Consider the following 26240-nt stretch of genomic DNA (forward strand, 5'->3'; position numbering starts at 1 on the left):
ATGGAACTGGGTGGTGAGCGACCGCATCTGGACCAAGGCCGGCATGGAGGGCGACGGGCTGGTGGCGCTGTCGCCGCGCGGCGAGGTTCTGGGCGGTGGCATCTTCGCCGGCAGCCTGATGGATTTCGCACGCTATGGCCTGCTGTTTTCGCCGAGCTGGCAAACCGTGGCCGAGGAGCGCGTCGTCTCGGAAAGCTATTTCGACGCGGTGCAGACGGCGGCTGACCCGTCGATCTATCTCGACAGCGAGTTCGGACGGAAGATGGTCTCCTATTTCGGCGAGGAGGATGCGCCGATCGGCGGCTCCTATCAGTGGGACGCGGTCTTCGAGGATGGCGACCTCTACAAGTCGGGCCTGCTGGGGCAGGGGCTCTACGTCTCGCCCGAGACCGACACGGTGGTGGTCTGGTTCTCGACCACCTGGCAGAACATACACCCGATGACGGCCTATTCCCGCGCCATCGTCAACGATCTGTTCCGCGCCCAATGAGACGCGGTGCGAGGGCCGCAGCTCTGCGTCGGCAGGTGAGGTCGCCCGGACCGCGCGCCCCAGCCGCGGTGCCTGCATGAAGCGGGCGCTGGTGATCGGGGCGTCCGGGGGCATCGGCTCGGCCATGCTGGCCGGGCTTGAGGCATCCGGCGTGGAGACCCTCGGGCTGTCGCGCTCGGAAGATGGGCTCGACATCACCAATGAGGCCAGCGTGGCAGAGGCGCTCGGAGCGCTCGATGGCCAGTTCGATCTGATCTTCGTCGCGACCGGGGCGCTGCGCATCGACGGTGCGGTGCCGGAGAAATCTCTCGACATGATCTCGGAACAGGCGCTTGTCGATCAATACCGGGTCAATGCGATCGGCCCGATCCTTGTGCTGAAACACGCCCGCCGCCTCCTTCCAAGAGAGCGGCCGGCCGTTTTCGCGGTGCTCTCGGCCCGGGTCGGATCGATTGGCGACAACAGGCTTGGCGGCTGGTACGCCTACCGGTCCGCAAAGGCGGGGGTGAACCAGCTTGTCCACAGCGCCGCAATCGAGCTGGCCCGAAAATATCCAAAGCTCTGCTGCGTCTGCCTGCATCCGGGAACTGTCGAGACACGTTTCACCGAAGGCTATCAGGATCGCCATCCGACCGTCACCGCAGACACCGCGGCAGAGCGTCTGCTGGAGGTCATCGCCACGCTCGACGCAGGCAAGACCGGCAGGTTCTTCGATTATTCCGGCAAAGAAATACCGTGGTGATACTTTTGTGATGGCATGAAATTGCTCGCGGTTCGAGCTTTCCATGCGGCGGCGATGGCCATGATCCGGGCGGGAGAGCCTCGAAACGCCAAATTTAACAGATGCGTACGAACCATCTGATCTGAGGCCATCGCCGGACATACGTCTCTACAACTACACCCGAACGGAAACCGCCCAGGCTGCCACGATTTCGTCAAAATTCTCTGTTTTTGATCGTAAATCACGTCAAAGTTGCCGTAGAAGCAAACGGAATTACAAAATGCGCAGGCCGAGCTACCTTCTTCTCATCGTGGCGGCTGTCACGATGTTCCTTCTCGCTTCCGGCGGGATCTGGCTGACCCGCGAGGGCGGACGGATCGCCTCGATTTGGGTCGCGAACGCGGCCATCCTGTCGCTCATCTTCGTCCGAGCGCGGGAGAGTTCGCTCTACGTGATCGCCGCGGCCTATCTCGGCAATATCCTCGCCAATCTCGCTGCGGGAGATTCCCTGTCAGTTGCGCTGACGCTCTCGGCCTGCAATACCATCGAGATCGGCATCGTGGTCGCCCTGTTGATGCGACTGCGGCCGAATATCGACTTCACCGTCCTGAAAGACCTCGCCGTCTTTGTGGCCGTCGCCGGGATCCTCGCGCCATTCTGTTCCGCGCTGGTGGCAGCCTCATGGTTGCACAAGTTCGCCGACGCCCCGTTCTGGCAGGTTCTCGAAAACTGGTACGCGGCGGATGCGCTCGGGCTTCTGGTCTTCGTGCCGCTCTTCGCGATGGGGCTCGGATACAAGAACAGCCGGTTCGAGCTTTCTTCGCTGACGCGTCCGGATGTTCTGGCCCTTCAGCTCATGAACGCCGTCGCGGTGTCTGCGATCTTCTGGCAGGATGAACTGCCGCTGTTGTTTCTGGCGGTTCCACCCCTGCTGCTCGTCGTCGTGCGATCGAGCATGGCGGGGACGGTGGTTGCCAATCTCACGATCACTGTCGTGGCAATCGCCGCCACCGTGCAGGGCACCGGACCGATCCTGCTCGTGGATGCGGCATTGTCCGAGCAGATGATTATCCTGCAATTGTTCCTCGGCACCTGCGTCTTCATCTCGCTTGTCTTCTCTGCCTACCTTGCCGAACAGAAACGGCTCGAAGAGCGGCTGCGGCAAGCCAAGGCCCTGTCAGAGGAGGCCAGCGCCGCAAAAAGTGCGTTCCTGTCGACCGTGAGCCATGAATTGCGCACGCCACTGACCTCGATCCGCGGCTCTCTCGGCCTTCTGGCGGGGGGAAAGGCGGGAGACTTCTCGAGCAAGGCCTCGAAACTGATCGGGATCGCGCACAACAACAGCGAGCGCCTCGTGAACCTGATCAACGACATTCTCGATATGGAGAAGATCGAGTCCGGGAAAATGGACTTCGACATGCGGGAACAGTCGATGCGCGCGGTGCTCGACCCGGCCCTCGAGACGGCGCGCGCCTACCTGCCCGAGCGACACGTGAAGATCATCGTGATCGACGACGCACCCGGGGCCTTGGTCGAAGTCGATCCAGACCGACTTCACCAGGTGGTGAGCAACCTGCTTTCGAACGCGATCAAGTTCTCGCCACGCGATGGGTTCGTGCAGGTCCGGCTCTCGGCCGATGCGACAGAGGGCACGGCCAAGATTTCCGTCGTGGACCAGGGCCCGGGCATCGCCGAGGAGTTTCAGGACCGCCTGTTCGGCAAGTTCGAGCAGTTCGACAGCTCAAACACGCGCAGCGAAGGCGGGACCGGGCTTGGCCTGAGCATCAGCAAGGCGCTTGTCGAGCGGATGGGCGGCGCGATCGGGTTCGAAACACGGCTCGGCGAAGGCTCGACCTTCTCGGTGACCCTGCCGCTTGCCGGCATCGCGGAGCCAAGGCGGCTTGGGGAAGAGCCCGACGGACGGCCGCGCATGCTGACCTACGGGTTCGATCCGGCCGGCGTTTTCGTCGTCGTCCGGCAACTCGCATCCGCCGGCTACGCGATCGATCATGCATCCAGTGTGGAAACCCTCTCGGCGATGCTCGCGGCTCAGGCCCATGCAGCGCTGGCAATCGATCTCGACCACGTCGAGGATGACCAGCTGAGCGCGGTCCGCGGTCTGGTGGAGGGGGCGCAGCTCACGACCTTTGTCGTCGCGTCGGACAGCAGCCGGGCGCGGGAGGCCTTTCCCGACGCGCCCGGGCAGAGTGTCGAGCTTCTGACAAAGCCGATTGATCCCGAGCGGATCGCATTTGCGTTGCGCGAGGCGCTGCGGGAAGCGGATGAAATGCGCCCCCGTATCCTGCATGTCGAGGACGATACCGGCCTGCTCGAAGTGGTTGCGACCGGGCTTGGTGACGAGGTCGAGGTCCGCAGGGCGCACAGCCTTGCGGCTGCACGCGAGGAGCTTCGGAACGAGCGATTTTCTGCGATCATTCTTGATCTCGCGCTGCCGGATGGTCAGGGTACGGAGCTGCTGTCGGACGTCGACGCGCTGACGCCGGTGATCGTCTACTCCGCAACGGATGTGGACATCACTGCCGGAGATAAGGTCCGCGCGGTCATGACAAAGACCAAGTCGGCCGAAAGCGACGTCGTCGACGCAGTCCACGCGCTTCTGGCGCAGCCGGTCGGAGCAAGGTAGCCGCAATGCCGAGGATCCTCTACGTGGACGACGAGGACGACATCCGGCAGATCGCCGAGATGGCGCTCGAGCTCGAAGAGACGTTCGAGGTACGAACAGCGGCATCAGGGCAGGAAGGGCTCGACCTGGCCCGCGACTTCCGGCCCGATCTGATCATGCTCGATGTCATGATGCCCGGAATGGATGGCATATCGACCTTTGCGGCGGCTCGAAATGATCCGATCCTGAAATCGATCCCGGTGGTCTTCGTGACTGCGCGAACACAGACACACCAGGTCGCAGAGCTTATGGGTCTCGGAGCACAGGGCGTGATCCCGAAACCCTTCGATCCCCTGACGCTGGCCGAGGACATCGAAGCGCTTCTCTGAGGCGCGCTCCGCCGCGATAGGCGCGCTGACCTGCTGCTCCCTCATGCACGACGAGAGTCGTGCAGTCCCTCCTTGTGTGTTCAAGGGCGGGCATACCGGGAACTGGGAACGCAGCTGGGAACCCCGTTCGATCTCTATGCGGTTCAGTTGCGCGTCATCCTCACGCGCCTATGGGCAGCCTTTGCCGGCAGCAAAGGCTGCGGGCACCTGAGGGTCAACATGACCGCGCAACCCATGCCGAGAGACTGAGAAAGGTGGAACATTACACCAGCCTGCAGCGAAGATCGGCAACCGTTCCGGTCGTGTTGTGGCGTCCTGATATTTCCCGTCTCGCGGCGCATAGCACCTCAAGAGCACCCCGTCGGCACCTGCTCGACAGCCCCATCGCGAGGGTGCTGCCCTGCGATAGAGCAGCGCACGGTCCCGGCGCCCAGCTTGCGCAAGGTTTGCGCGGTGGTGCGACAGCTTTGCTGAACCTCGCGGCAGCGCGGTGCGAAGCGGCAGCCGGCATAGGTTGCGAACGGATCCGCCGGCGCGGCACCGATGAGCTGTTCCGGCATGCCGGTCTCCGGGTCGGGCAACAGCGTCGCCGCCAGGAGTGCCTTGGTGTAGGGGTGTTGCGCACCGTCGAAAAGCGCATCGGTGGGCGCCTCTTCGACCTTCTGCCCGAGATACATCACCGCTACACGGTCGGCCAGGTGTTCGACCACGGCGAGGTTGTGACTGACGAAGACCATCGTCAGCCCGAATTCCGATTTCAGCGACAGCAGCAGATTGATGATCTGTGCCTGCACCGAGACATCGAGCGCCGAGGTCGGCTCATCGCAGATCAGCACGCGCGGCTTCAGGATCAGGGCGCGGGCGATTGCGACCCGCTGGCGCTGGCCGCCGGAAAGCTCGCCGGGATAGGCGTCGGCCAGCCGCGCGGGCAGGCCGACGAGATCGAGCATCCGGGCGACCTCGGCGTTCACGTTCGCACCGCCATGCAGGCGCAGCGGCTGGCCGATCAGGGTGGCGATGCGTTTGACCGGATTGAGCGAGGCATTGGGGTTCTGAAACACCGGCTGGATCAACCGGACGCGCTCGTCCACCGACAGGGCACCGATCTTCCGACCGGCGATCTCGACCTCGCCCCGGTCCGGTTTCAGGAGCCCCAGCATGATGCTGACCGCGGTGCTCTTGCCGCAACCGGATTCGCCGACGAGGCCAAGGGTTTCGCCCGCGGCGACTTCGAGCGACAGATCGTTCACGGCCACCAGCTCCTCGGCCGGAGCAAAGAGCTTGCGATGCAGCCGATAGGCCTTGCGAATGCCCGTCATGCGGATCATCGGCGGGGTCTCGGATCGGGTCATGCGGCGACCTCCGCGGCTTTGTGGCATTCGACGAAGCGGCCGGGGGCGGGCGCGCGGCCGGGCACCGGATCCTGACCGCAGACCTCTCCGGCAAAGCCGCAGCGATCCCGGAAGGCGCAACCCTTCAGGGGGCCGATCAGCCCGGGAACACGGCCCGGAATCGCGGGCAATTCGCTGCCGCGCGGGGTCTGGCCCGGCACCGGGATCGCGGCAAGGAGGCCGCTTGTGTAGGGGTGCTGCGGCGCACGGAAAAGATCCTTCACCGGCGCGCGCTCGGCGATCCGTCCGGCATACATCACCGCCACCTCGTCGGCGATGGCGGCGACCACGCCGAGGTCATGGGTGATCAACAGCAGCGACAGCCCGAGATCGCTCTGGAGCTCGTCCAGAAGGGCGAGGATCTGCGCCTGGATGGTGACGTCGAGCGCGGTGGTCGGCTCGTCCGCGATCAGCAGCTTGGGGCGGCCCATCAACGCGGAGGCGATCATGATCCGCTGCCGCTGCCCGCCGGAGAAACCGTGCGGATACTGCTCCAGCCGGGCCGCGGGATTGGCGATGCCGACCCGGTCGAGCATCTCGATGGCGCGGGCGTCGGCCTGTTTGCGGCTCAGCTTCTCGGCGCGCATCACGCCCTCGGTCAGCTGTCGCCCGATGGTCAGCGTCGGGTTCAGGGCGCTGGTGGGGTCCTGAAAGATCATCGCCACGTCGCGGCCGCGCATCTTGGCGAGCTTGGCCTCGGTCTTGGCGGTCAGGTCCTGCCCCGCCATCGCGAAGCGGTCGGTGGTGACCTTCGCATAGCGCGGCAGGAGCCCCATGATCGCGGTGGCCGTCAGCGACTTGCCGCAGCCGGACTCGCCCACGAGACATAGCGTCTTGCCCGCCGCAATCGACAGATCGACGCCGCGCACGGCGTTGAGCGTGCCTCTGTCCGTCGGGATGGACACCTGCAGGTTCTTGATATCGAGCATCATGTCGGTCATTTCCGTGCCGGCCCCGTGATGTCGCGCAGACCGTCGCCAAAGAGGTTCACCGCCAGCACCAGCAGGCACAGCGCCGAGCCGGGCAGGGCGATCAGCCAGGGGTCGAAGAGGATGTTGTCGCGCCCCTCGGAGATCATCAGCCCCCAGCTCGGTGTCGGCGGGCGCACGCCCAGCCCGAGAAACGACAGCGCCGCCTCCAGCAGGATCACGTTGGCCACCTCGAGCGAGACCACGACAAGGATCGTGGCGCGCATGTTGGGCAGGATCTCGAGAAACAGGATGCGCGCCCGGCTGGCCCCGATGGCCTGCAGGCCGGTGATGAATTCCTGATGCCTGAGGCTCTGTGCCGCCGCCCGGGTGACCACGGCAAAGCGGTCCCAGAGCAAGAGGCCCAGCACGGTGATCAGCGTCGTCAGCGACGCCCCGCCAAGCGCCACCGCGGCGAGCGCGACCAACACGATGGGCAGCGACAGGCGGGTGGTGATGGCGAAGCTGATCAGCATGTCGACCTTGCCGCCGAAATAGCCTGCGAGCAGGCCCAGCGTGATGCCGATGGCACCTGAGACAAGGATGACCCCCAGCCCCACCCCCAGTGAGACCCGCGCGCCATAGATCAGCCGGGACAGGTAGTCGCGGCCGAGGTGGTCGGTGCCGAGCAGGTGCTCGGGCACCGAGCGGTCATGCCAAAAGGGCGGCAGCAGGCGGCGGCTCAGGTCCTGCGCGATCGGATCATGCGGCGCGAGCACCGGCGCGAGGATCGCGATCAGCACGATCAGCGCCAGCAGCGTGCCACCGATCAGAACGCCGGTATTGCCACGCATCTTGCGCCAGAGGCCGGGGCGCGCGGTGTCCATCGAGACGTCAGACATCACGAGGCCCCCCGCAGCCGCGGGTCGAGCATCGCGTTCAGCACGTCGGCCAGCGTCGTCAGCACCACGTAGAGCAGCGACAGGATCAGGATGATCGCCTGCACCACGGGCAGGTCGCTGCGCAGAAGCGACTCCCACGCGAGCCGCCCGAGGCCGTTCAGCGCAAACACGCTTTCGATCACGATGGAGCCCGAGAGCAGCTGCCCCAGCTGCACCGCCGCCAGCGAGACCAGCGGCAGGATCGCGTTGCGCAGGGCGTGGCGGGAAATCACAAGATGCATCGGCAGCCCCTTGGCGCGGGCGGCGCGCACGTAATCCGTGGCCAGCACATCGATCATCCCCGAGCGGGTGATGCGCATCAGCTCGGGGATGGCGTAATAGCTCAGCACCACCACCGGCAGGATATAGCCCTGCCAGCTCTGCGCCCCTGAGATTGGCACCATGCCGTACCAGACGCCGAAGACGACGATGGCCATGAGGCCCAGCCAGAAACTCGGGATCGCCTGACCGGAGACGGCGATCACCAGCGCGATGCGGTCGATCCAGCCGTTCGGCCGCAGCGCCGCAGCGACCCCCAGAGGCACCGCGATGGCCAGAGCGACGAGAAAGGACACGAAGCCGAGCGTCAGCGTGACGCCGACACGGTTGCCGATGATCTCGGTCACCGGCACGTTGAAATAAATGCTCTGCCCGAGGTCTCCGGTCAGCGCGCTGCCGATCCAGTCGAGATATTGCACGATCAGGGGACGATCAAAGCCATAGGCCACGCGGATCGCCTCGGCATCCTCGGCCCGACCGCCCGACCCGGCAATGGCAATCGCCGGATCGCCCGACAGGAACATCAGCCCGAAGCTTAGCGCCGAGACGGTCACGCAGACCAGTAACGCCACCAACAGCCGTTTGGAGAGAAAGGGGAGCATGGTGCTTTTCCGTAAAATGGGCCGGACGGCGAAGGGAGCACACCGTCCGGCCCGTTTCGTTCGCAGGGTCAGCTTATTTCCAGTTGGTGGCCCACCAACGGGCGAACTCGTCCGGATGCGGGGTAAAATCGAGGTCGTTGGCGAGGCCGTAATTGACGTTGAAGTTGTACATCGGCATCCAGTACGCCTCGTCGGCGATCTTCTTCACCGCCATGGCGTAGTTCTCGGCCCGCTCCTCGCGGTCCGACGAGGTGTCGGCCACGGTCAGCCACTCGGCCAGTTCCGAATCCTGCACGAGGTCATCCGCCCCGCCGCCGAAGAAGTTGGACAGGATGAACGCCGTGTCGCCAATGCCGTAGCTGCCCCAGTTCGAGAAGAACGCCGGAAGCTCCTTGGCGCGCCATTTGCCGACGCCCGCGGCATATTGCTGTTCGTTCAGCTCCAGCGTCACGCCGACCTTGGCGAGGTCTGCCGCAACCGCCTCGGCGGTCGGACGCGGCATGGCGGCGAACACCATCTCCATCTCGAAGCCGTCGGCATAGCCCGCCTCGGCCAGCATCGCCTTGGCCTTCTCGGGGTCGTACTCATAAGACGTCACATCCTGCGCGCAGCCGAATTGTGCCGGGTTGCAGGCGGTGTTCAGCACCTCGGAGGCGCCGCCGGCGAAGGCATCGACAATCGCGCCGCGGTTGGTGGCGTGGATCAGGGCCTGACGCACTTCCTTCTTCGCGATCGGCGTCTCGCCACCCATCGCCTCGGGGGCAAAGCCGACATAGCCGATGCGCATGATCGGCGCGCTGATGATCTGCACGCGGCCTTCGAGACGCTCGGCCTGATCGGGCGGAATGCGCCAGATCCAGTCGAGCGAGCCCGACATCAGCTCGGCGTATTGGGTGTTCATCTCGGGGATGGTGCGCACGGTGATCTTGTCGAGCGTGGCGCCGGATTTCGGGCTGCCCGCGTAGTGATCCTCGAACTTCTCGAGCTCATAGCGGATGCCGGGCTCCTGGCTGACCAGCTTGTAGGGGCCGGTGCCGATGGGCGTGGCCGCCATGCCGGCCGAGCCGTTTTCCTCAAAGAATTCATGCGGATAGATCGGCAGCGCATCCGCCAGCATCTCGACCGCGCCGGCAAAGGGCTTCGACATGTTGATGCGCACTTTGTAGTCGTCGAGCTTCTCGACGCTCTCGATCCAGTCGACCGAGATCGAGTAGCGGGTGCCGTATTCCGGGGTGATCACGGTGTTGAGCGTCTCGACGACGTCATCGGCGGTGAAGTCGGCGCCGTTGTGGAACTTTACGCCCTGACGCAGGGTGAATTCCATCGTCAGCGGGCCGGTGAACTCCCAGGATTCCGCCAGCGCCGGGACGATCTCGCCGGTGTCGAGGTTCTTGTAGAGCAGGCCATCATAGATGTGGCGCGCAAGGATCAGGCCCTGACGGCCGGCGATCTTGTAGGTGTCGAGCGGCTCGGGCTCGGCGGCGAAGGCCACGTTGAGCGTGTTCGATGCCTTGTCGGCCAGCGCGGGCGTGGCCAGCGTCAGAGCGGTGACGGAGGCCAGCGCGGCCAGGCCGGTCGCGACCTTGGAGGGGAATGTCGTCATGGGTCTCTCTGTTGGATGGGGAGGTGAAAAGGGTCCCGGCCGGTTTTCCGGTTCTATGCGGGGTGTTTGGTCTTGCCGCCGATCTCGGCCAGCGTCTCGCCGGCCTTCAGGCGGGCGAGAATGGTGATCTCGTCGGTCTGCATCTGGCGGGCACGCGCCATGTGCTCGGCGGCCCGAGCGGGATCGAGCACGACGACGCCGCTTTCATCGGCGAGCACCATGTCGCCCGGGCGCACGGCCACGCCGCCGCAATTGATGGTGACGTTGACCTCGCCGCCAAGTCCGCGCGGCTTGGTCGTGATGGGGGACCGGCCCCGGCACCAGACCGGGTAGCCGGCTGCGAGAATGGCGGCGCGGTCGGTGACGAAGCCGTCGATCACCGAACCCACCACACCGCGGGCCTGCGCGGCGGCGGTGGTCACCGCGCCCCAGCAGGCATGGCGCAGATCGCCACAGCGGTCGACTACAATCACTTGGCCGGGTTTGGCGCCGGACAGGGCCTCGACCAGAGGGCCACCGTCATCGCCCGCCATCCGCACGGTCAGGGCCGGGCCGAACACGCGCGCCTCGAGGGTCAGCCCCTGAATCGACGGCGCCATGAAGCCGGTCTCAAGGAAATGCCCCAGTGTCGCGGTTTCGATGTCCGAGAAGTCGATTGCTGCTGGCATACCCTGTCCTGACCTTGCGTCGCTTCAGCCAAGCAAGCCGCAGGAGGGGGCATTTCGCAAATAGCCGGAGGTTATGACTGGCATAACCTCCGGGCAGGAAAGCGGATCAGACCGCCGCGGTGACGATGAATTCCACCTTGTAGTCGGGGGTCGCCAGCTTGGCTTCGCCACAGGCGCGCGCCGCCGGGTTGGCGGGATCGATCCACGCGTCGTAGACCGCGTTCATGTCCTGAAAATCGGCCATGTCCGCCAGCCAGATGATGACCTGCAGGAGCTTGGATTTGTCCGTCCCGGCCTCTTGCAGCAGCTTATCGATCGCAGCGAGGCAATCGCGGGTCTGGGTGGCCACATCGGCGCCGGGCGTGCCGACCTGACCGGCGAGGTAGACGGTGCCGTTGTGGATCACGGCCTGACTCATGCGGGGGCCGGGGTGAAGGCGGGTGATGCTCATGGATCTTCCTTTTTGATGAATTTCTTGGCAACCATATTCAACCACAGGCGATACGCACAGATGGCGGGCATAGCCTCGGCGAATATCTGGAATAGCCTCTTGCTATTTCTGGTCTGCTGCAAAAACAGACAGTCTCTTGCATCACCGATGGTACCGGACTCGCCAGAATGGACAGCCTTCCCCAAACAGACCTGAACTGGAACCTCCTGCGCGTGTTCTACATGATCTCCGAGGAGCAGAGCATCACCAAGGCGGCACGGCGGCTCGGCCTCAGCCAACCCTCGGTCAGCAATGCGCTACAAAAACTCGAGGCCCAGCTCGACTGCCAGCTCGTATTCCGGGACAGCCGCCATTTCGAGCTGACGACGCGGGGCGACAAGATTTTTCAGGAATGCCGCGACATCTTCCACAGCGCCGAGCGCATCTCGCTGCTAGTGCGCGACGCCGAAGCCGAGGAGCGCGGGCAGGTCCGCTATCAGATCATCTCGAACCTTGTGTCGCCGCTGATCGACGAGGCGATGCGGCTCTTTCACCACCGCCACCCGTCGGTGATCTTTCAAAGCGAGGTCCAGAACAGCCAGACCATCGTTCGCCTGATCCAGCAGGGCCGGGCGAACCTGGGGTTCTGCCTGCTGGCCAAACCGCTGGTCAACCTGCCGTCGATCCGCCTCTTCCGCGAGGAGTTCAGCGTGTTCTGCGGCGCCGAGCACCCGCTCTTCGGGCAGAGGACCGTGGAAATGCGCGACCTGCGGCACGAGCCGTTCATCTCCTTTGCCTGCGCCACCGAGGGCATGGGGCTCGAGCCGATGTCGGTGCTGCGCGAAGGCACGCGGCTCGGAAGCCGGATCAACGGGTTGAGCACCAACACCGAGGAGGTGCGGCGGATGATCGTCACCGGCATGGGCATCGGCATCCTGCCGCTGGCTGTGGCGCAGGACGACATCCGGCGCGGCGAGCTCTGGCCGCTCAAGATCACCGACGAGCCGATCGGCGCCGATGTCTATCTGGTCCATGCGGCACCCGAGAAGCTGTCGCCCTCGGAGCGGAAGTTCATCCAGACCGTCGAAGAGCTGCTGGCGCTCTACCCCGATATGGTCTGAGACGCGGCGAGCCTCGCCGCCGCCAGATCCTGAAGCGCCATGCCGACGGATTTGAAGACCGTGAAGGCCGCATCGTCGCGGCCCGTCCCTTGGCTGCATTGCCGGGGAAGAAGGTCACCACCTTCACCCCGATGCTTTCCCCCGGCACCCAGGCCGGCATGATCAGCAGCGAGGCCTTGCTGCCATCGGGCTGCGCGATGCTCAGCACCTGCCGCTCAGGCGCCTCGACATTGCCCGCCTTGTACCAGGCGCGCAATTCCGAGATCAGCGCGGGCCAGTCGAGCACGGTCTCCAGAGACTGTTGCCCGATCAGCGCCGTCACCGGTCGGCCCGTTTGAGCACCGCGTGAAGCAGGATGTTCAACCCGGCGACAAAATCCTCCGGCGCGCAGTTTTCCTCGTTGTTGTGGGTGATGCCGTTCTGGCAGGGCGTGAAGATCATCGCCGTGGGGCAATGGGTAGCCAGGAAATAGGCGTCGTGGCCCGCCTGGCTCTGAATATCGCGCCAGTCAAAGCCCATGCGGATCGCCTCGTCGCGGAGGCCGTCGATCATCTCGTGGTCGAAGATGTCGCCGCCCCATTCCCATTCATCCTCGATGCGCGCCTCGCAGCCGCAGCGCGCGGCGGATTCGTAGAGCGCCCGGCGCATCTTTTCCGCCATCACCCGCGTGGTGATCGGATCGGGATGGCGCACGTCGCAAACGGCTTCGGCGGTGTCCGACAGGATGCCGGGCTTGTTGGGCCAGGCGGTCAGCCGCGCGGCGGTCGCCTTGCCGTCATGCACCGCGAAATCCCAGCCGATATCGTCCACCGCGGTCAGCCAGCGCGCCCCCGCGGCGAGTGCGTTCCTGCGCAGGTCCATCGGGGTCGGCCCGGTATGCGAGGTCTGGCCGGAGAACGTCGCCCGCATCCCCCGCACCGGGTAGCCGCCGGTGACGATGCCGACCTGCCGTTTCTCGGCATCGAGGATCGGCCCCTGCTCGATATGCAGCTCGAAATAGGCGTCGATCTCACCCGCCTTGCAGGGCGTCGCGCCGTCGTAGCCGATCCGCGCGAGCTCATCTCCGAACCGCGCACCGTCATCGCCGATCAGGTCATACACCCAGTCGATGTCGTACTTGCCGACGAAGCAGCCGGAGGCGACCATCGGCGGCGAGAACCGCGCGCCTTCCTCGTTGGTCCAGTCGACCACGACGATGGGGCGCTTGGTCACGTGACCCGCGTCGTTCAGGCTGCGGATCACCTCGAGCCCCGCCAGCACCCCGGCGATCCCGTCGAACCGTCCGCCGTTGATCTGGGTGTCGAGATGGCTGCCGATCAGGATCGGCGGCAGATCGTTGTCGGTGCCGTCGCGGCGGCCGAAGATGTTTCCGGCGGCGTCCACCTCGACGCTCAGGCCCGCCTCTTCGCACCACGCGCGAAACAGGTCGCGCATCTCGCGGTCGGCATCGCCCAGTGTCAGGCGCGACAGCCCGCCGGGGCGGCCTTTGCCGATCTCTCCGGAGGCTTCAATGGTGGACCAGAAGCGGCCGAGGTCGACGCGGGTATCGGGGGTAATCGGCATGGGGAACCTTCTTTCGGGGCCGGGATCAGAACAGGATGCCGGGGAGATCGGTGATCAGAGCGGGGAACAGGACGAGGACTAGCAGCACGCCGACCATCACGCCAAGGAAGGGGATCAGGTACTTGAACGACGCGCTGAGCGGGATTTCACCGACCCGGCAGGCCGCCATCAGGTCGATGCCCAGGGGCGGGGTATTGGCACCGATGGCGAGGTTGATGGTCAGCAGGATGCCGAAATAGACCGGGTCGATGCCATAGTGACCAAGGATCGGCAGGAAGACCGGCGCAAGGATCAGGATGATCGCGATGCTCTCCATGAAGGTGCCGAGGATGAGCAGCACCGCCATCATCAGAAGCAGCGCGACGGTGGCGCTCTCGGTGGCCTGCGTGATGCCGTTGACGGCCATCTGCGGCACCTGTTCGGCGGCGAGGATCCAGCCGAAGACCGAGGCCGAGGCGATGACGAGCAGGATCACCCCGGTCATCTCGGTGGTCTCGCGCAGGAGCCGCATCAGCGTGGACAGCGACAGCGCGCGGTAGACGAAGACCCCGATGACGAGCGCATAGGCCACGCCGATCCCGGCGGCCTCGGTCGGGGTGAAGATGCCGAGGCGGATGCCGCCCACGATGATGATCGGCGCCAGCATGGCGAGGATCGAGCCCTTTGCGGCGCGGCCAAGCTCGCGCCACGAGAACGGCTCCCCGCCCTGCCAGCCATTGCGGCGCGAGATCCACCACGCCACCAGCATCAGCCCGAGGCCAAGCAGGATGCCGGGCAGGATCGCGGCGGCGAAGAGCTGCCCGATCGAGCTGTTGGTGGCGGTGCCGTAGACGATCAGCACGATCGAGGGCGGAATGACGGTCCCAAGGGAGCCGGCACAGCCCAGGGCCGAGGCCGAAAAGCCGGGGTGATAGCCCTGATCTTTCATCGCCGGCAGCATCATCGTCCCGATGGCGACGACGTCGGCCACGCCTGAGCCCGAGAGCGAGCCGAACATCATGCAGGCGATGATCATCACCATGGCGAGGCCGCCGGTCCGTCGCCCGATCAGCGCCGAGCAGAGCGCGATGATCCGGGGCGCGAGGCCACCGTGGACCATCAGCAGACCGGCGAGCAGAAACAGCGGGATGGCCAGGAGCGTAAAGCTGTTGATCCCGGCGACGGCGCGCTGCGCGACCACGATCATCGGCGCGGCATCGGCGATCAGCAGGTAGAACATCGACGACAGGCCAAGCGCCACGGCGATGGGCACGTCCATCAGCACCAGCACCACGAAGGCCACAAGAAGCAAAGCAAGCGCGAGGCTCATGCCCGGCCCCCTTTCAGGATCAGGCCCAGCAGCGCGAAGCCGCAGCAGACCGGCAAGGAGAGGTAAAACAGGCCCACGGGCAGCGACAGGGCGGTGGTCTGGTGCGACCAGGTGATCCCGCTCAGCGTCCAGCCGGTCCGGATGAGCACCGCGAGAAACACGACACTCGCCAGCCATGCGAGCGCGGCAATGCACTTGCGCAGCGGTGCCGGCAGCGTCACCAGGTCGAGCAGTCCGGCGCGGAAATGCGTGCCGCGTACGAAGCCCGAGATCGCGCCGACGAAGGTCAGCCAGACCAGTGCGATCCGGGGCAACTCCTCGGCCCAGCGGGGCGTCGCCGAGAACAGGTAGCGCGAGATGACGACATAGACGACCATCGCCGCAAACGCCGCCACAAGGGCCGCGCCGCACCAGCGCGCGCCTTGGTCGATCCAATTAGCCGCCCGCAGCGAGCCGTCGCGAAAGTTCATGGCGTCAAGCCTCCGTCGAGTTCCGGGCATGGGGTGCATTCATCGCAGCAGGGGCCACCGCCGCGCCCCTGAGCGTCACCCCGTCCCGGAGATAGCTGTGGGCGGTGGATTGCGCGCCTTTCCGGCCCGTGATCACGGCGCGCTTGCAAAGGCCCGCGCCGCCTCGGGCTCGCGAGAGCAGCCTCATCTGGGCGAGCTCGAAAAGTTGCACCGGCTCCACCGATGCAACTCCTTTCTCGGGCCGCAGGATCATTCGCGGTATTGGTTGAGGATGCTCAGAAGCTCTTCGCCATAGACATCCTTCTGGCTCTCCCAGATCGGAGCGACGGCGTCCACGAAGGCGGCCTTGTCGACCTCGTTGAAGACCATGCCCTTTTCTTCCAGATCGGCGATCAGCTGGTCATTGGCGGCGGCGACCATGTCGCGCTGCTTCAGGCCCCACGTGGTGGCGGCCTCCATGACGATCTCCTGATCTTCGGGCGAGATCTTGTCCCATGTCGCGTTCGACATGGTCAGCGTGGCCGCGCCCCAGATGTGTTCGGAAAGCGAGACGTATTTCTGCACCTCGAAGAACGACGCGGCGAGGATGATCGAGAGCGGGTTTTCCTGCGCGTCGAACAGGCCTTGTTGCAGCGCGGAATAGAGCTCGCCAAACGACAGCGGGGCAGGCTCGGCGCCCAGACCCTCGAAGGTGGCCAGACGGACCTTGTCGGGCGTCACCCGGATCTTCAGACCGGCGAGGTCTTCGGGCGCTTCGATGGGGCGCACGTTGTTGGTGATGTTGCGGAAGCCGTTTTCCCACCAGCCCAGCACCTTGATGCCCTTGCTGTCGAGCAGCTCGGCCAGTGCGGTGCCGAGATCGCCGTCGAGCGCGGCGAAGGCCTGCTCGCGGGCGCTCCAGGCATAGGGCATCTCGATGATGCCCATGCGCGGCTCGATGCCCTGGAACGAGCCCGAACCGATCAGGCCGGCCTGGATCGAGCCGAATTGCAGCCCTTCGATGACGTCCTTCTCGTTGCCGAGCTGGCCCGAGGGGAACACTTCGATCGCGACGCGGCCTTCGGTGCGCTCGGCCACTTCCTCGGCGAAGCCGGAGGTGGCGATGTGCCAGCTGTGGCTTTCGGGCAGGACGTGGCCAAGCCGGATGGACACGTCCTCCGCCAGCGCGGTGACTGGTGCAAAGGCCGTCAGGCAGGCTGCAAGCAGGCCGCTCTTGAACAAGTGGCTGGCGTATTTCATGTCGTTTCTCCTGTTGGAATTTGTTTGAGGCGAAGAGATACCGAACCCAAAATCGGCGCAAATAGCGCAGCGCTATGATTGGAAAAGCCTGTTCTTATGTGTGCTTGTGCAGTGGGCTCGCATGGGGCGCAGCAATGTCGGAGGCCATGCCTATGGCCCCGGACACAGGCGCCGGACCTTTCAGCCGGCGCAGGGTCTTTGACGCAGGTCTCGTGCCGGAGCATTCAGGAATGCCCGGGCGCGGTGCCGTTTTCTTGAGCATGTCGGGGGGCTGACGGTCTTCCTTTGCATGAGCGCGATCGCCACACTTGACAGAATCATAAAAACAAACCGACCTGTTTGTATATGGAGGCAACATGACCGTGACCACACGCAGAACCCAGGATCAGCGCAGCGCCAAGACCCGGAGGCTGTTGCTCGATGCGACGATCCAGTCGCTGATGGAGGTTGGCTATGCCAACACCAGCACCGCGGGGATCGCGAAGCGGGCAGGGGTCTCGCGCGGGGCGCAGACCCATCATTATCCTGGCAAGATGGACCTCATCGTCGCCGCCACCGAAGAGATGTTCGCGAATTTCGCCACCGGTCTCGAAACCCTCGCCGGCGAGCTGCGGGCCGGTCGGCTGAGCTATGACGCCTTCTTCGATGCGATCTGGGACGGCGTCGTGAACGGCGACTGGTTCTATTCCTCGCTCGAGATCATCGTTGCCGCCCGCGGCGATGACGAGCTGCGGCGCCAGCTCGCGCCGCTGATCCTCGACCTGCACGAGCGCTTCGAGACCACGTGGTCGCGCACCTTCGTGGCGGTCGATCCCGACGTGGTGTCGTCGCGGGTCGCACTGAACCTCGCGATGAACGTCTTCCGCGGCATGGCCGTGCAGGCGGTTCTGCGCCGGGACGAAGCCTATTTCCTCGAGATGCTCGCGGCGCTGAAGGCGGTGATCGCGGTGCACGTCCGGCCAGCGGAGAACGGCTAAGTCAAAAACAAACAAGCCAGTCGGTTTTATTTATACGGGCACATCCTCCCCCAATGCGGCGTCAGACCGCACCACCCCAACTGAGATCCAACAGGAGACCACGATGAAGAAGTACATCTCCCTACTGGCCGCGGCCGGCCTTGCGGCAAGCCCGCTCCTTGCGCAGGATGCGGAGTGGGAAACCCAGGGCCTGACCGACGATGCCATCACCATCGGCGTGATGGGGCCGTTCTCGGGCAACGCCTCGTCCTACAGCAAGGCGCTGATCGGCATGATGGCCTATTACGACAAGGTCAACGAAGAGGGCGGCGTGCACGGGCGCAAGCTCGTGGCGGTGCAGGAAGACACCGCCTGCGACAGCGCCAAGGGGCTCGCCGCCGCCAAGAAGCTGATCTCGCAGGACGAGGTCTTCATGCTGCAGGGCAACTCCTGCTCGGGCGTGGCCCTGGCGCTGCGGCCGACCATCGAGGAGGCGGGTCTGCCGTGGATCGTCGCCCATGCGGTGAGCGACTCGATCTCGGATCCGCTGGCCGCGAACATCTTCCACGGCGTGCCCACCGGCGGCGCCAACGGTCGCGCCATGGCCGCCTTCGTGCTCTCGAAGCCCGACACCAGCAACGTGGCGATCATCGAGCACTCGAACGACTGGGCGCATTCCTACTCGAACCCGGCGCGCGAGTATCTTGAAGAGAACGGCGTCGCGCCCTCGCTCGAGCTGACCATGGAGCGCGGCCAGACCGACGCCACCGCCCAGGTGCTGAAGCTACGGCAGGAGAAGCCCGATTTCATCATCGCGGCGCTCTACGAGGCCGAGACCGCCATCTTCCTGCGGGACCTGAAGAAATACGGCATGGGTGACATCCCGGTCATGGGCACCGCGGGCACCGACCTCGAGAACACGCTCAAGCGCACCGGCGATTTCGACACGGTGAAGAACTACTACGTGATCCACTCCTACATCGACAACCTCGACGGCCCGCTGATGCAGCCGTGGGGCGAGATGATCCACAAGTACTACCCGGACGAAGAGCTCTCGACCTTCTCCTTCGTCTCGATCGGCTCCGCCGAGGCGCTGGTCTCGGCGCTGGAAGCGGTGGGGCCCGAGCTCACCCGCTCCAAGCTGATGGCGGCGCTGGAAGAGGTGCGCGACTTCGACACCGGCATCCTGTCGGACCCGATCAGCTGGACCGCCGACGACCACCAGGGCGTCAAGGGCTCGGCGGTGGCGGGCTTCGTCGATGGCGAGCCGACCGTGCTGAAGGCCTGGGGCCAGCCCTACTGACACCTCCCCGACTGCCGGGCGCGGCCGCGGTCGCGCCCGGACTTTTCAAGGAGCAGACAACATGCTGATGCAGCTGACTTTGGGAGGTCTCTCCCAGGGCATGATCTATGCGCTCATCGCGCTGTCGCTGACGGTGGTCTACCGCTCGACCACGGTGGTGAATTTCGGACATGGCGATTTCGTCATGGCAGGGGCCTTCCTGTCCTACGTGCTCGTGGTGCTGGCGGGCGTGGCCTTCCTCCCCGCGGCGGCGCTGGCGATGATCGCGATGTTCGTGCTGGGGGTGATGTTCAACCGCGGCCTGATCCGTCCGATCCGGGGCGGCCCGCATATCGGGCTGGCGCTGATGTGCATCGCGGCGGGCTACTTGCTGCGCGGCATCGCGCGCATGGTCTGGGGCCGCGAGGTGCTGCCGATGCCGCCGGTCTTCGACATGGACCCGATCTTTGTCGGCGACCTCGTGATCACCGGCGATGCGGTGTTCATAATCGGCACCGTGCTTGTCCTGCTGCTGCTGTTCTTCGGGCTGATGGCCCTGACCGACCTCGGCAAGATGGTGCAGGCGGTCTACCAGAGCCCGCGCGGCGCGCGGCTCATCGGCCTCAATGTCGACCGGTTCAACGATTTCTCCTGGGGAGTCGGCGCGGCGCTTGGCGCGCTTGGCGGCATCCTCGTGGCGCCGGTCTCGCTGCTGCATCCCGATCTCGGGGCCTCGTTCCTGATCAAGGGCTTCGCGGCCATGACCCTGGGCGGCTTCGGCTCGCTGGGCGGCGCCGTGCTGGGCGGGGTGCTGCTGGGCATCGCCGAGCAATATGCCGGCGCCTATCTCGATACGGCGCTGATCGAGATCACCGCCTATGTGGTGATCGTGGCGGTGCTGTTCATCCGGCCGCAGGGGCTCTTCGGCCGCAAGGCCGTGGTGAAGGTGTGATCCGATGAGCCAGACCATGCCCTCCGCCCGCCAGCGCAAGATGCGCACGCTGCTGTTCTGGGCCGTGCCCGCCGTGCTGCTCTTGCTGCCGCTCGCCACCAACCCCTACACCCAGTTCATCGCCAACGGCATGCTGGTCTCGGTGCTGGTGACGCTGGGGTTCACCCTGACCATCGGCAATCTCGGCCAGCTCGCCTTTGCCAACACCGCCTTCTTCGGGATCGGCGCCTACGGCTCGGCGATCCTTGCCGCCAAGCTCGGCGTGCCGTGGCTGCTGACCATTCCGCTGGCCGGGGCCTTCGGCGCGCTGGGAGGCTTCCTCGCCTCGGCGGCGGCACTGCGCGGCATCCGCACCTATTACCTCGCGATCATCACCCTGGCCTTTGGCGAGCTGATGCGTTGGGCCTACCTGCACGCCAAGCCGTTGACCGGCGGCACCGACGGCATGCCGATGCCCCGCGAGACGCTGCTGGGCATCTCGCTCACCGACGACACGCTCAAGTTCTACATCTTCCTCGCGGTGACCGTTCTGCTGGTGAAGGCCACGCTGAACCTGATGCGCTCGCATTTCGGCCGCGCCGTGATGGCGGTGCGCGAGAACGAGATCGCCACCGCCTCGCTCGCCATTCCCACCGCGCGGGTGATCCTCGCCACCTTCATGTGGTCGGGCTTTGTGGTGGGCTGCGCCGGGGCGCTCTTTGCCCGCCATGTCGGGCACGTCTTTCCGGAGAGCTTCGGCATGCTGCATCTCATCGCCTCCTTCGCGATGGTGCTGGTGGGCGGGCTGGGGTCGGTGCTCGGCGCCGTGCTTGGCGCGGTGCTGCTGACCGCGCTGCCGGAATACCTGCGCGCCTTCCCCGGCATGGAAGAGCTGTTCTTCGGCCTGATCGTCGCGGGCGTGCTGGTCGCCATGCCGATGGGGCTCGCGAGCCTGCTGCGCCGGGTCTCGCCCATCTTCGTCGAACGTTTCTACCGGGAGGCCCCATGAGCACGCTTCTGACAGTCGAGGGCCTCTCGGTCCGCTTCTCGGGGCTGACCGCGCTCGACGACGTGTCTTTCACCCTCGAGGACGGCAACGTCCGCGCGGTGATCGGGCCGAACGGCGCCGGCAAGTCGACGCTGTTCAACGCGATCTCGGGCTATGTCACGCCGACCGCGGGCACCGTGCATCTGCGCGGGCAGGAGCTGACCCCGCTCACCCCGCACGAGATCGCCGAGCAGGGCATCCGCCGCACCTTCCAGAACGGCGGGCTATTCCCGGCGCTGACGGTGCTCGAGAACGTGCTGACCGGGCTGCACGCGCAGACCCACGGCTCGTTCCTCGACATCCTGCTCGGGCGCTCGAAGGCGCTGAAATCCGAGGCCGAGAACATCCACCGCGCCCGCGAGCTGCTGAAGCTCATGTCGATGGACCACATGGCCGACACCCGGGCCGGGGACCTTTCGGGCGGGCAGCAACGCATCGTCGAGATCGTGCGCACCGTCGCCTCCGATCCGCCGGTGCTGTTGCTCGACGAGCCCGCGGTGGGGCTGTCGCCGGTGGCCCGGGCGCAGATGATGGAGATCATCCACCGTCTCGCCGGGGAGAAGGGCGTCGGCATCCTGCTGATCGAACATGCGGTCGAGCTGGTGATGGCCGCCGCCGACCGGATCCTCGTGATGGCGGCGGGCGCGCGCATCGCCGAGGGCACGCCAGAGGAAATCCGCGAAGACCGCGCCGTGCTGGAGGCTTACCTTGGACACTCCTGAACCGCTCCTGAAAATCCGCGACCTGCACGTGGGGTACGGCAAGAAGCCGATCCTGCGCGGCGCCTCCTACGACGTGGTGCCGGGCGAGTGCCTGACCCTGCTCGGGGCCAATGGCTCGGGCAAGTCGACCTCGATGAACGCGATCTGCGGCTTTGTCCGCCCAAGCGCCGGCTCGGTGCTCTTCGACGGTCAGGAGACCGCGGGGCTGCCGCCGCACCGGATCTTCGCCCTCGGCATCGCGCAGGTGAGCCAGGCGCGGGATCTCTTTCCCGACCTCACCGTCGAGGACAACCTGCGGCTCGGGGCCATGCGCCGGGGCGGCAAGGAGCTGGCGCAGACGCTCGCCCATATCTACGACCGCTTCCCGCGCCTGAGGGAGCGCCGCAAGCAGGCGACCCGGACGCTCTCGGGCGGCGAACAGCAGATGGTCGCCATCGGCCGCGCGCTGATGTCCCGGCCACGGCTGCTGCTGCTTGATGAGCCCTCGGGCGGCCTCTCGCCGCAGTTCTGCGAAGAGATCGCCCGCATCATCGACACGCTGAAAGAGGATGGCGTGACCATGCTGATGGTCGAGCAGAACCTCAACCTCGCCTTCCGCGCCGCCGACCGCTTCATCGTCCTGAGGGATGGCGAGGTGGTGGATGGCGGCGACGTCCGCGCCATGGCGGGCGATCACGACGCCATCGTGCGCAACATCTATCTCTGACCGAAGGACCACCACATGACCACGCTGCACGACGATCTCATCGTCTTTGACGGGCTCATCATCTCAGACTGGGGCCGCCCGGTCTTCGAGGCGATGGCCGCGGGCGGGCTCACCGCTGCCAACTGCACCTGTTCGGTCTGGGAAAATTTCCGCGACACCATGTCGGCGATCGGGGCGTGGAACAGCCAGTTCCGCGAGAACGCCGATCTCATCGTGAAGGCGAAGACCGTCGCCGACATCCGCGCCGCCAAGGCCGCGGGCAAGACCGGCATCGTGCTGGGCTTCCAGAACACCTCGGCCTTCGAGGACCGGCTCGAGTTCATCGAGCTCTTCAAGGAGCAGGGCGTCGGCATCGTCCAGATGACCTACAACACCCAGAACCTCGTGGGCTCTGGCTGCTACGAGAGCACCGACAGCGGGCTGTCGGATTTCGGCCACGAGGTGGTGGCCGAGATGAACCGGGTGGGGATGCTCTGCGACCTGAGCCACGTCGGGCCCAAGACCTCGCAGGAGGTGATCCTCGCCTCGAAGAAGCCGGTGGCCTATTCGCACTGCCTGCCCGCCGGGCTCAAGGCGCACCCGCGCAACAAGAGCGACGAGCAGCTCCGGTTCATCGCCGAGCATGACGGCTTCGTCGGCGTGACCATGTTCCCGCCCTTCCTCGCCGCCGGCAACGGTGCGACGGTCGACGACTACGTCGCCGCAATCGATTACATCGTGAACCTCGTGGGCGAGGAGCGCGTGGGATTCGGCACCGATTTCACCATGGGCTACGGCGCGAAGTTCTTCGAGTATCTCAACCGCGACAAGGGCTATGCCCGTCAGCTCACCGAGATCTGGGAGGTCGAGTTCCCCGACGGGCTCGGCTCGATTGCCGATTTCCCGAACCTCACCGCCGCCATGCAGCGCGCCGGCTGGTCCGAGACCAAGATCCGCCGCGTGATGGGAGAGAACTGGCTGTCTTTGCTCGACCGCGTCTGGTGATCTCCGGCGCCGGGGCTGGCCCCCGGCGTCTCACTTCAGGGCCTGCATCTTGCGGGTGGCGTCCGGCAACAGCGCGGGCGTCACGATGCGGTTGCGGAACGGCTCCACATGGCGAGTGGCGACGCGGCCCTGAGCTGCCCACCGCGCGTGGTCCGGGCTCAATGCTGATGCATGGCCGGCTTTCGATCTACCGGAAGGAAGACCTCGGGCGCCGGCTCTGGATATCCGAGAGCGCCAAGCGGCGGTTCCATGGTGTCGTGCGGTCTCCATCTTTCAATGGGGATTTGCGCCGCCCTCAGCGAGTAGAAGGTTTCGCGATTCAGCCGCTCACCCCGGATGCGCACGTTGAAGCTCTCGCTGCCCCATCTTGGATGGCCCATCCCGGCCCGCGCACGGCGTTCTCAGAAAGAGCCGTTTCCCCTATAGAAGACACGCTCCGTCCGCGAAAACCACGCGCGCCGCGTTTTTAACGGGCGTCTATTGTCAGCCCTTCAAGGGCTTTGGCCAACTGCCGGACACCTGCCGACAGCGCCGCCTCGTCGAACGCTGCGAAGCCAAGGATGACACCCGGCACAGCTTTGTCCGTGTGGTAATACTGGGAGAGTGCGCGCAGGGTGAGGCCAGCCGCCTCTCCTGCCTGCACCGCCGCGGCTTCCGGAATGCCCGTCAACCGCGCGCCGAAGGTGCAGACGACGTGCATTCCGGAGGGCTCAGGACGCGGACAAAACCACCCCGCGAGATGCGTCTCGAGCGCGGCGTGAAGTGCCTTGCGGCGCTGCCCGTAGAGACGGCGCATGCGGCGCAGATGGATCGAGAAGGCACCGCTCTCCATGAAGCTCGCGAGCGCCGGTTGCGGCACCAGAGAGGCTTGGGTGCCGAAGGGCCCGATCACCGCGCGCATCTGCGCGACGAGGCGTTCGGGAACCACCACGTAGCCAAGGCGCAGCGACGGCGAGAGCAGCTTGGAGAAGCTGCCGACATAGATCGTGCGGCGGCCGCCATCAAGGCTCGTCAGGGCAGGAAGCGGCTGCCCCGTATAGCGAAATTCGCTGTCATAGTCGTCCTCAACCACCAGCGCATCGCGCCGCTCGGCCCAGTCGAGCAGTGCCAGCCGGCGTGACAGCGGCAGGGCCATGCCAAGCGGAAACTGGCGCGAGGGCGTCACCACCACACCCGAGGCATCTTCATGCAGCAACGCCGGATCGAACCCGTCCTCATCCACCGGGGACAGGGCGCAGCGCAGCCCGGCCGCCGCGAGCCGCTCCTGCATCGGGAGAAATCCGGGGTCCTCGAGCTGAATCGTGCCGCCCTTGGGAAACAGCCTTGCGATCAGGTCGAAGGTCTCGCGCGCACCGGAGGTGATCACGATCTGCCCCGCGCCGCAGTCGATGCCGCGCCAGGCTTGGAGATGCGCGGCGATGGCCCCGCGCAACGGCCCCCAGCCAAACGCATCCGGCGCCCTGAGCAGGTCCGGATGGGGCCGCCGCCAGGCGGCCTGCAGATGCCTGGCCCAGTCCGCATGGGGAAAGGTCTCGACATCCGGAGCGCTGAGCTCGAACGGCCGGATCTCGCGCGGACCGTCCGGCCGCGGCGCAGTCCCGGCAGGCGCCGCCGGCGGCGCGAGGTGCGGCAGGTGATCGGCGACATAGGTGCCGGAGCCCCGGCGCCCTACGAGGTAGCCCTCTGCCACGAGTTGCTCGATCGCCGCCTGCGTCGTCGCCCGCGAGACCGAGAGGTCCTGGGCCAGCTGGCGGCTGGCAGGCAGTCGCGCGCCCGGCGGCGCGGTGCCGCTCAGCACGAGATCGCGCAGGCAGGCCGCAAGCTGAACGTGCAACGGTCGCCGCGCGGCTCTGTCGAGGCTCAGTCCCAACAGGGCCGCCTGAAAAGTGGCCTTGGAATATTTGTCAGTATTGGTCATTTCAAAGTGACCAATACTGCGAGACAAGCGGGGGGTACAAGACCGGAGCTTTCCCATGACCGACCCGCTTCCCGTGACCGAGCGCAGCCGCCTGCGGCGCCTGCACGACCGTGGCGCCTTCGACCGGGCCACCATCGACGCGATCCTCGACGCGCAGCCCATGTGTTCCGTGGGCTACGTGATCAATGGCAAGCCCTTCGTGACCCCCACGTTCCAGTGGCGCGAGGGCAATCACGTCTATTGGCACGGCTCCTCTGCCAGCCGCGCGATCCGCCAATCCCGCGGCCAAGAGGTCTGCCTGACCGTATCGATCCTGGACGGGTTCGTGATGGCGCGCTCCGGGATGCATCATTCGGCCAACACCCGGTCGGTGATGCTGTTCGGCCGGGCAGAGCCGGTGCCGGACGAGCTCAAGGAAGCGCGGCTGAACGCCTTCATCGACGGGCTGTGGCCGGGACGCTCCGCCATGTTGCGCGCGCCCTCGCGGCAGGAGCTGAAGGCAACGGCGCTATTGTCGCTCGAGATCGCCGAGGGCAGTGCAAAGGTGCGCACGGGCGGACCCGTGGACGACGAGGAAGACTACACGCTGCCGATCTGGGCCGGAGTGCTGCCCGTCACCAGGGGCGTGGGCGCACCGGAGGACGATCCGCGCAATCTTCCCGGGGTCGCGGCACCCGACCACATCACCGGCTTTCGCTGGGCCGATTGATCGAGGATGGAGCGCCGAGGCGCGGAACCGTGCGGCGCGACACGAAACACCACGTGCTTGTCGCTGTAGAAGACCAAGGGGCGACCATATTCAAGCAGGTAGGCCTCGAGGGCGCCATGTCCGTTCTCCTCGAATTTCCAACGGGATAGAGGATTGGTCGCAAGCCAGTTTAGAAGGTGCCTGCTGTGAATTCATGCTGAAGTGCAAATTCAGATATGCCGTTTTATTCCAATCGGT

The 26240-nt window shown here is 65.6% G+C and carries 25 protein-coding genes and 1 pseudogene; 13 read left to right on the top strand and 13 right to left on the bottom strand.

The features are described from left to right. The 4 genes and pseudogenes from AC6RA4_RS07505 to AC6RA4_RS07520 all read left to right on the top strand — a co-directional run. A pseudogene (locus AC6RA4_RS07505) lies at positions 1–490 on the top strand (serine hydrolase domain-containing protein); the annotation flags it as partial. Positions 491–566: 76 nt separating this feature from the next. Continuing rightward, the gene (locus tag AC6RA4_RS07510) at positions 567–1232 is read left to right on the top strand and encodes an SDR family NAD(P)-dependent oxidoreductase (RefSeq protein WP_500158947.1); all 666 of its coding nucleotides are present in this window, start codon (positions 567–569) and stop codon (positions 1230–1232) included. A gap of 259 nt (positions 1233–1491) precedes the next feature. Then, positions 1492–3855 (top strand): sensor histidine kinase, encoded by a 2364-nt coding sequence (locus tag AC6RA4_RS07515; protein ID WP_500158949.1) that lies wholly within the window; start codon positions 1492–1494, stop codon positions 3853–3855. Positions 3856–3860: 5 nt separating this feature from the next. Then, positions 3861–4223 carry a response regulator gene (locus AC6RA4_RS07520; RefSeq protein WP_500158951.1) on the top strand — a complete coding sequence of 121 codons (363 nt, stop codon included), beginning with the start codon at positions 3861–3863 and terminating at the stop codon, positions 4221–4223. 347 nt (positions 4224–4570) lie between these two features. Here the strand turns inward: AC6RA4_RS07520 and AC6RA4_RS07525 are convergent, their stop codons facing one another. The 7 genes from AC6RA4_RS07525 to AC6RA4_RS07555 all read right to left on the bottom strand — a co-directional run bounded on the left by AC6RA4_RS07525 (position 4571) and on the right by AC6RA4_RS07555 (position 11066). Next, positions 4571–5575: an oligopeptide/dipeptide ABC transporter ATP-binding protein gene (locus AC6RA4_RS07525; RefSeq protein WP_500158953.1), complete on the bottom strand. Its 1005-nt coding sequence runs from the start codon at positions 5573–5575 to the stop codon at positions 4571–4573. After that, positions 5572–6546, bottom strand: coding sequence for an ABC transporter ATP-binding protein (locus AC6RA4_RS07530; RefSeq protein ID WP_500158955.1), 975 nt, complete (start codon positions 6544–6546; stop codon positions 5572–5574). Before AC6RA4_RS07530 ends, AC6RA4_RS07525 begins: the two co-directional genes overlap by 4 nt. A 5-nt stretch (positions 6547–6551) precedes the next feature. Beyond that, positions 6552–7424, bottom strand: coding sequence for an ABC transporter permease (locus AC6RA4_RS07535; RefSeq protein WP_500158957.1), 873 nt, complete (start codon positions 7422–7424; stop codon positions 6552–6554). Then, entirely contained in the window at positions 7424–8344 is a 921-nt protein-coding gene (locus AC6RA4_RS07540) for an ABC transporter permease (RefSeq protein ID WP_500158959.1), read from the bottom strand. The genes AC6RA4_RS07535 and AC6RA4_RS07540 overlap by 1 nt, the downstream gene beginning before the upstream one ends. A gap of 73 nt (positions 8345–8417) precedes the next feature. Then, complete coding sequence (locus tag AC6RA4_RS07545; RefSeq protein ID WP_500158961.1) at positions 8418–9947, bottom strand: ABC transporter substrate-binding protein; 1530 nt, start codon at positions 9945–9947, stop codon at positions 8418–8420. A 53-nt stretch (positions 9948–10000) separates the two neighbouring features. Next, positions 10001–10615: an RraA family protein gene (locus tag AC6RA4_RS07550; RefSeq protein ID WP_500158963.1), complete on the bottom strand. Its 615-nt coding sequence runs from the start codon at positions 10613–10615 to the stop codon at positions 10001–10003. Positions 10616–10721: 106 nt separating this feature from the next. Then, positions 10722–11066 (bottom strand): RidA family protein, encoded by a 345-nt coding sequence (locus tag AC6RA4_RS07555; RefSeq protein WP_500158965.1) that lies wholly within the window; start codon positions 11064–11066, stop codon positions 10722–10724. Positions 11067–11233: 167 nt separating this feature from the next. On the opposite strand from AC6RA4_RS07555, the gene AC6RA4_RS07560 reads away from it, so the two are divergent. Beyond that, a complete protein-coding gene (locus AC6RA4_RS07560) occupies positions 11234–12166 on the top strand; it encodes a LysR family transcriptional regulator (protein WP_500158967.1) in 933 nt (310 codons plus the stop codon). Here the strand turns inward: AC6RA4_RS07560 and AC6RA4_RS07565 are convergent. From AC6RA4_RS07565 to AC6RA4_RS07585, 5 genes are all read right to left on the bottom strand, one after another. Then, positions 12117–12488, bottom strand: coding sequence for a hypothetical protein (locus AC6RA4_RS07565; RefSeq protein WP_500158969.1), 372 nt, complete (start codon positions 12486–12488; stop codon positions 12117–12119). The two genes, AC6RA4_RS07560 and AC6RA4_RS07565, sit on opposite strands and share 50 nt — an antisense overlap. After that, positions 12485–13729, bottom strand: coding sequence for a Zn-dependent hydrolase (locus tag AC6RA4_RS07570; protein ID WP_500158971.1), 1245 nt, complete (start codon positions 13727–13729; stop codon positions 12485–12487). The genes AC6RA4_RS07565 and AC6RA4_RS07570 overlap by 4 nt, the downstream gene beginning before the upstream one ends. 25 nt (positions 13730–13754) lie before the next feature. Continuing rightward, positions 13755–15038 carry a TRAP transporter large permease gene (locus tag AC6RA4_RS07575; RefSeq protein ID WP_500158973.1) on the bottom strand — a complete coding sequence of 428 codons (1284 nt, stop codon included), beginning with the start codon at positions 15036–15038 and terminating at the stop codon, positions 13755–13757. Continuing rightward, positions 15035–15508 (bottom strand): TRAP transporter small permease, encoded by a 474-nt coding sequence (locus AC6RA4_RS07580; RefSeq protein ID WP_500158974.1) that lies wholly within the window; start codon positions 15506–15508, stop codon positions 15035–15037. Before AC6RA4_RS07580 ends, AC6RA4_RS07575 begins: the two co-directional genes overlap by 4 nt. A gap of 249 nt (positions 15509–15757) precedes the next feature. Beyond that, positions 15758–16747: a TRAP transporter substrate-binding protein gene (locus AC6RA4_RS07585; protein WP_500158976.1), complete on the bottom strand. Its 990-nt coding sequence runs from the start codon at positions 16745–16747 to the stop codon at positions 15758–15760. A gap of 356 nt (positions 16748–17103) precedes the next feature. Between AC6RA4_RS07585 and AC6RA4_RS07590 the strand changes: the two genes are divergently transcribed. The 7 genes from AC6RA4_RS07590 (at position 17104) to AC6RA4_RS07620 (ending at position 23376) form a co-directional block, all read left to right on the top strand. Further along, positions 17104–17724, top strand: coding sequence for a TetR/AcrR family transcriptional regulator (locus tag AC6RA4_RS07590; RefSeq protein WP_500158978.1), 621 nt, complete (start codon positions 17104–17106; stop codon positions 17722–17724). 103 nt (positions 17725–17827) lie between these two features. Further along, positions 17828–19006 carry an ABC transporter substrate-binding protein gene (locus AC6RA4_RS07595; RefSeq protein ID WP_500158980.1) on the top strand — a complete coding sequence of 393 codons (1179 nt, stop codon included), beginning with the start codon at positions 17828–17830 and terminating at the stop codon, positions 19004–19006. A 61-nt stretch (positions 19007–19067) separates the two neighbouring features. Beyond that, the gene (locus AC6RA4_RS07600; protein WP_222605459.1) at positions 19068–19937 is read left to right on the top strand and encodes a branched-chain amino acid ABC transporter permease; all 870 of its coding nucleotides are present in this window, start codon (positions 19068–19070) and stop codon (positions 19935–19937) included. Between the two features lie 4 nt (positions 19938–19941). Beyond that, positions 19942–20925 (top strand): branched-chain amino acid ABC transporter permease, encoded by a 984-nt coding sequence (locus AC6RA4_RS07605; RefSeq protein WP_500158983.1) that lies wholly within the window; start codon positions 19942–19944, stop codon positions 20923–20925. Beyond that, positions 20922–21686, top strand: a complete 765-nt coding sequence (locus tag AC6RA4_RS07610) for an ABC transporter ATP-binding protein (protein ID WP_500158985.1) — start codon at positions 20922–20924, stop codon at positions 21684–21686. The genes AC6RA4_RS07605 and AC6RA4_RS07610 overlap by 4 nt, the downstream gene beginning before the upstream one ends. Then, on the top strand, positions 21673–22392 hold the full coding sequence (locus tag AC6RA4_RS07615; RefSeq protein ID WP_500158987.1) for an ABC transporter ATP-binding protein: 720 nt from the start codon (positions 21673–21675) through the stop codon (positions 22390–22392). The genes AC6RA4_RS07610 and AC6RA4_RS07615 overlap by 14 nt, the downstream gene beginning before the upstream one ends. A 15-nt stretch (positions 22393–22407) precedes the next feature. Next, positions 22408–23376, top strand: coding sequence for a dipeptidase (locus AC6RA4_RS07620; RefSeq protein ID WP_500158989.1), 969 nt, complete (start codon positions 22408–22410; stop codon positions 23374–23376). 466 nt (positions 23377–23842) lie between these two features. Here the strand turns inward: AC6RA4_RS07620 and pdxR are convergent, their stop codons facing one another. Continuing rightward, complete coding sequence (pdxR, locus tag AC6RA4_RS07625; RefSeq protein ID WP_500158991.1) at positions 23843–25294, bottom strand: MocR-like pyridoxine biosynthesis transcription factor PdxR; 1452 nt, start codon at positions 25292–25294, stop codon at positions 23843–23845. Between the two features lie 55 nt (positions 25295–25349). On the opposite strand from pdxR, the gene AC6RA4_RS07630 reads away from it, so the two are divergent. Then, the gene (locus AC6RA4_RS07630; protein ID WP_500158993.1) at positions 25350–26003 is read left to right on the top strand and encodes a pyridoxamine 5'-phosphate oxidase family protein; all 654 of its coding nucleotides are present in this window, start codon (positions 25350–25352) and stop codon (positions 26001–26003) included. Positions 26004–26240 lie beyond the last annotated feature (237 nt).

The organism is Salipiger sp. (assembly GCF_059781815.1).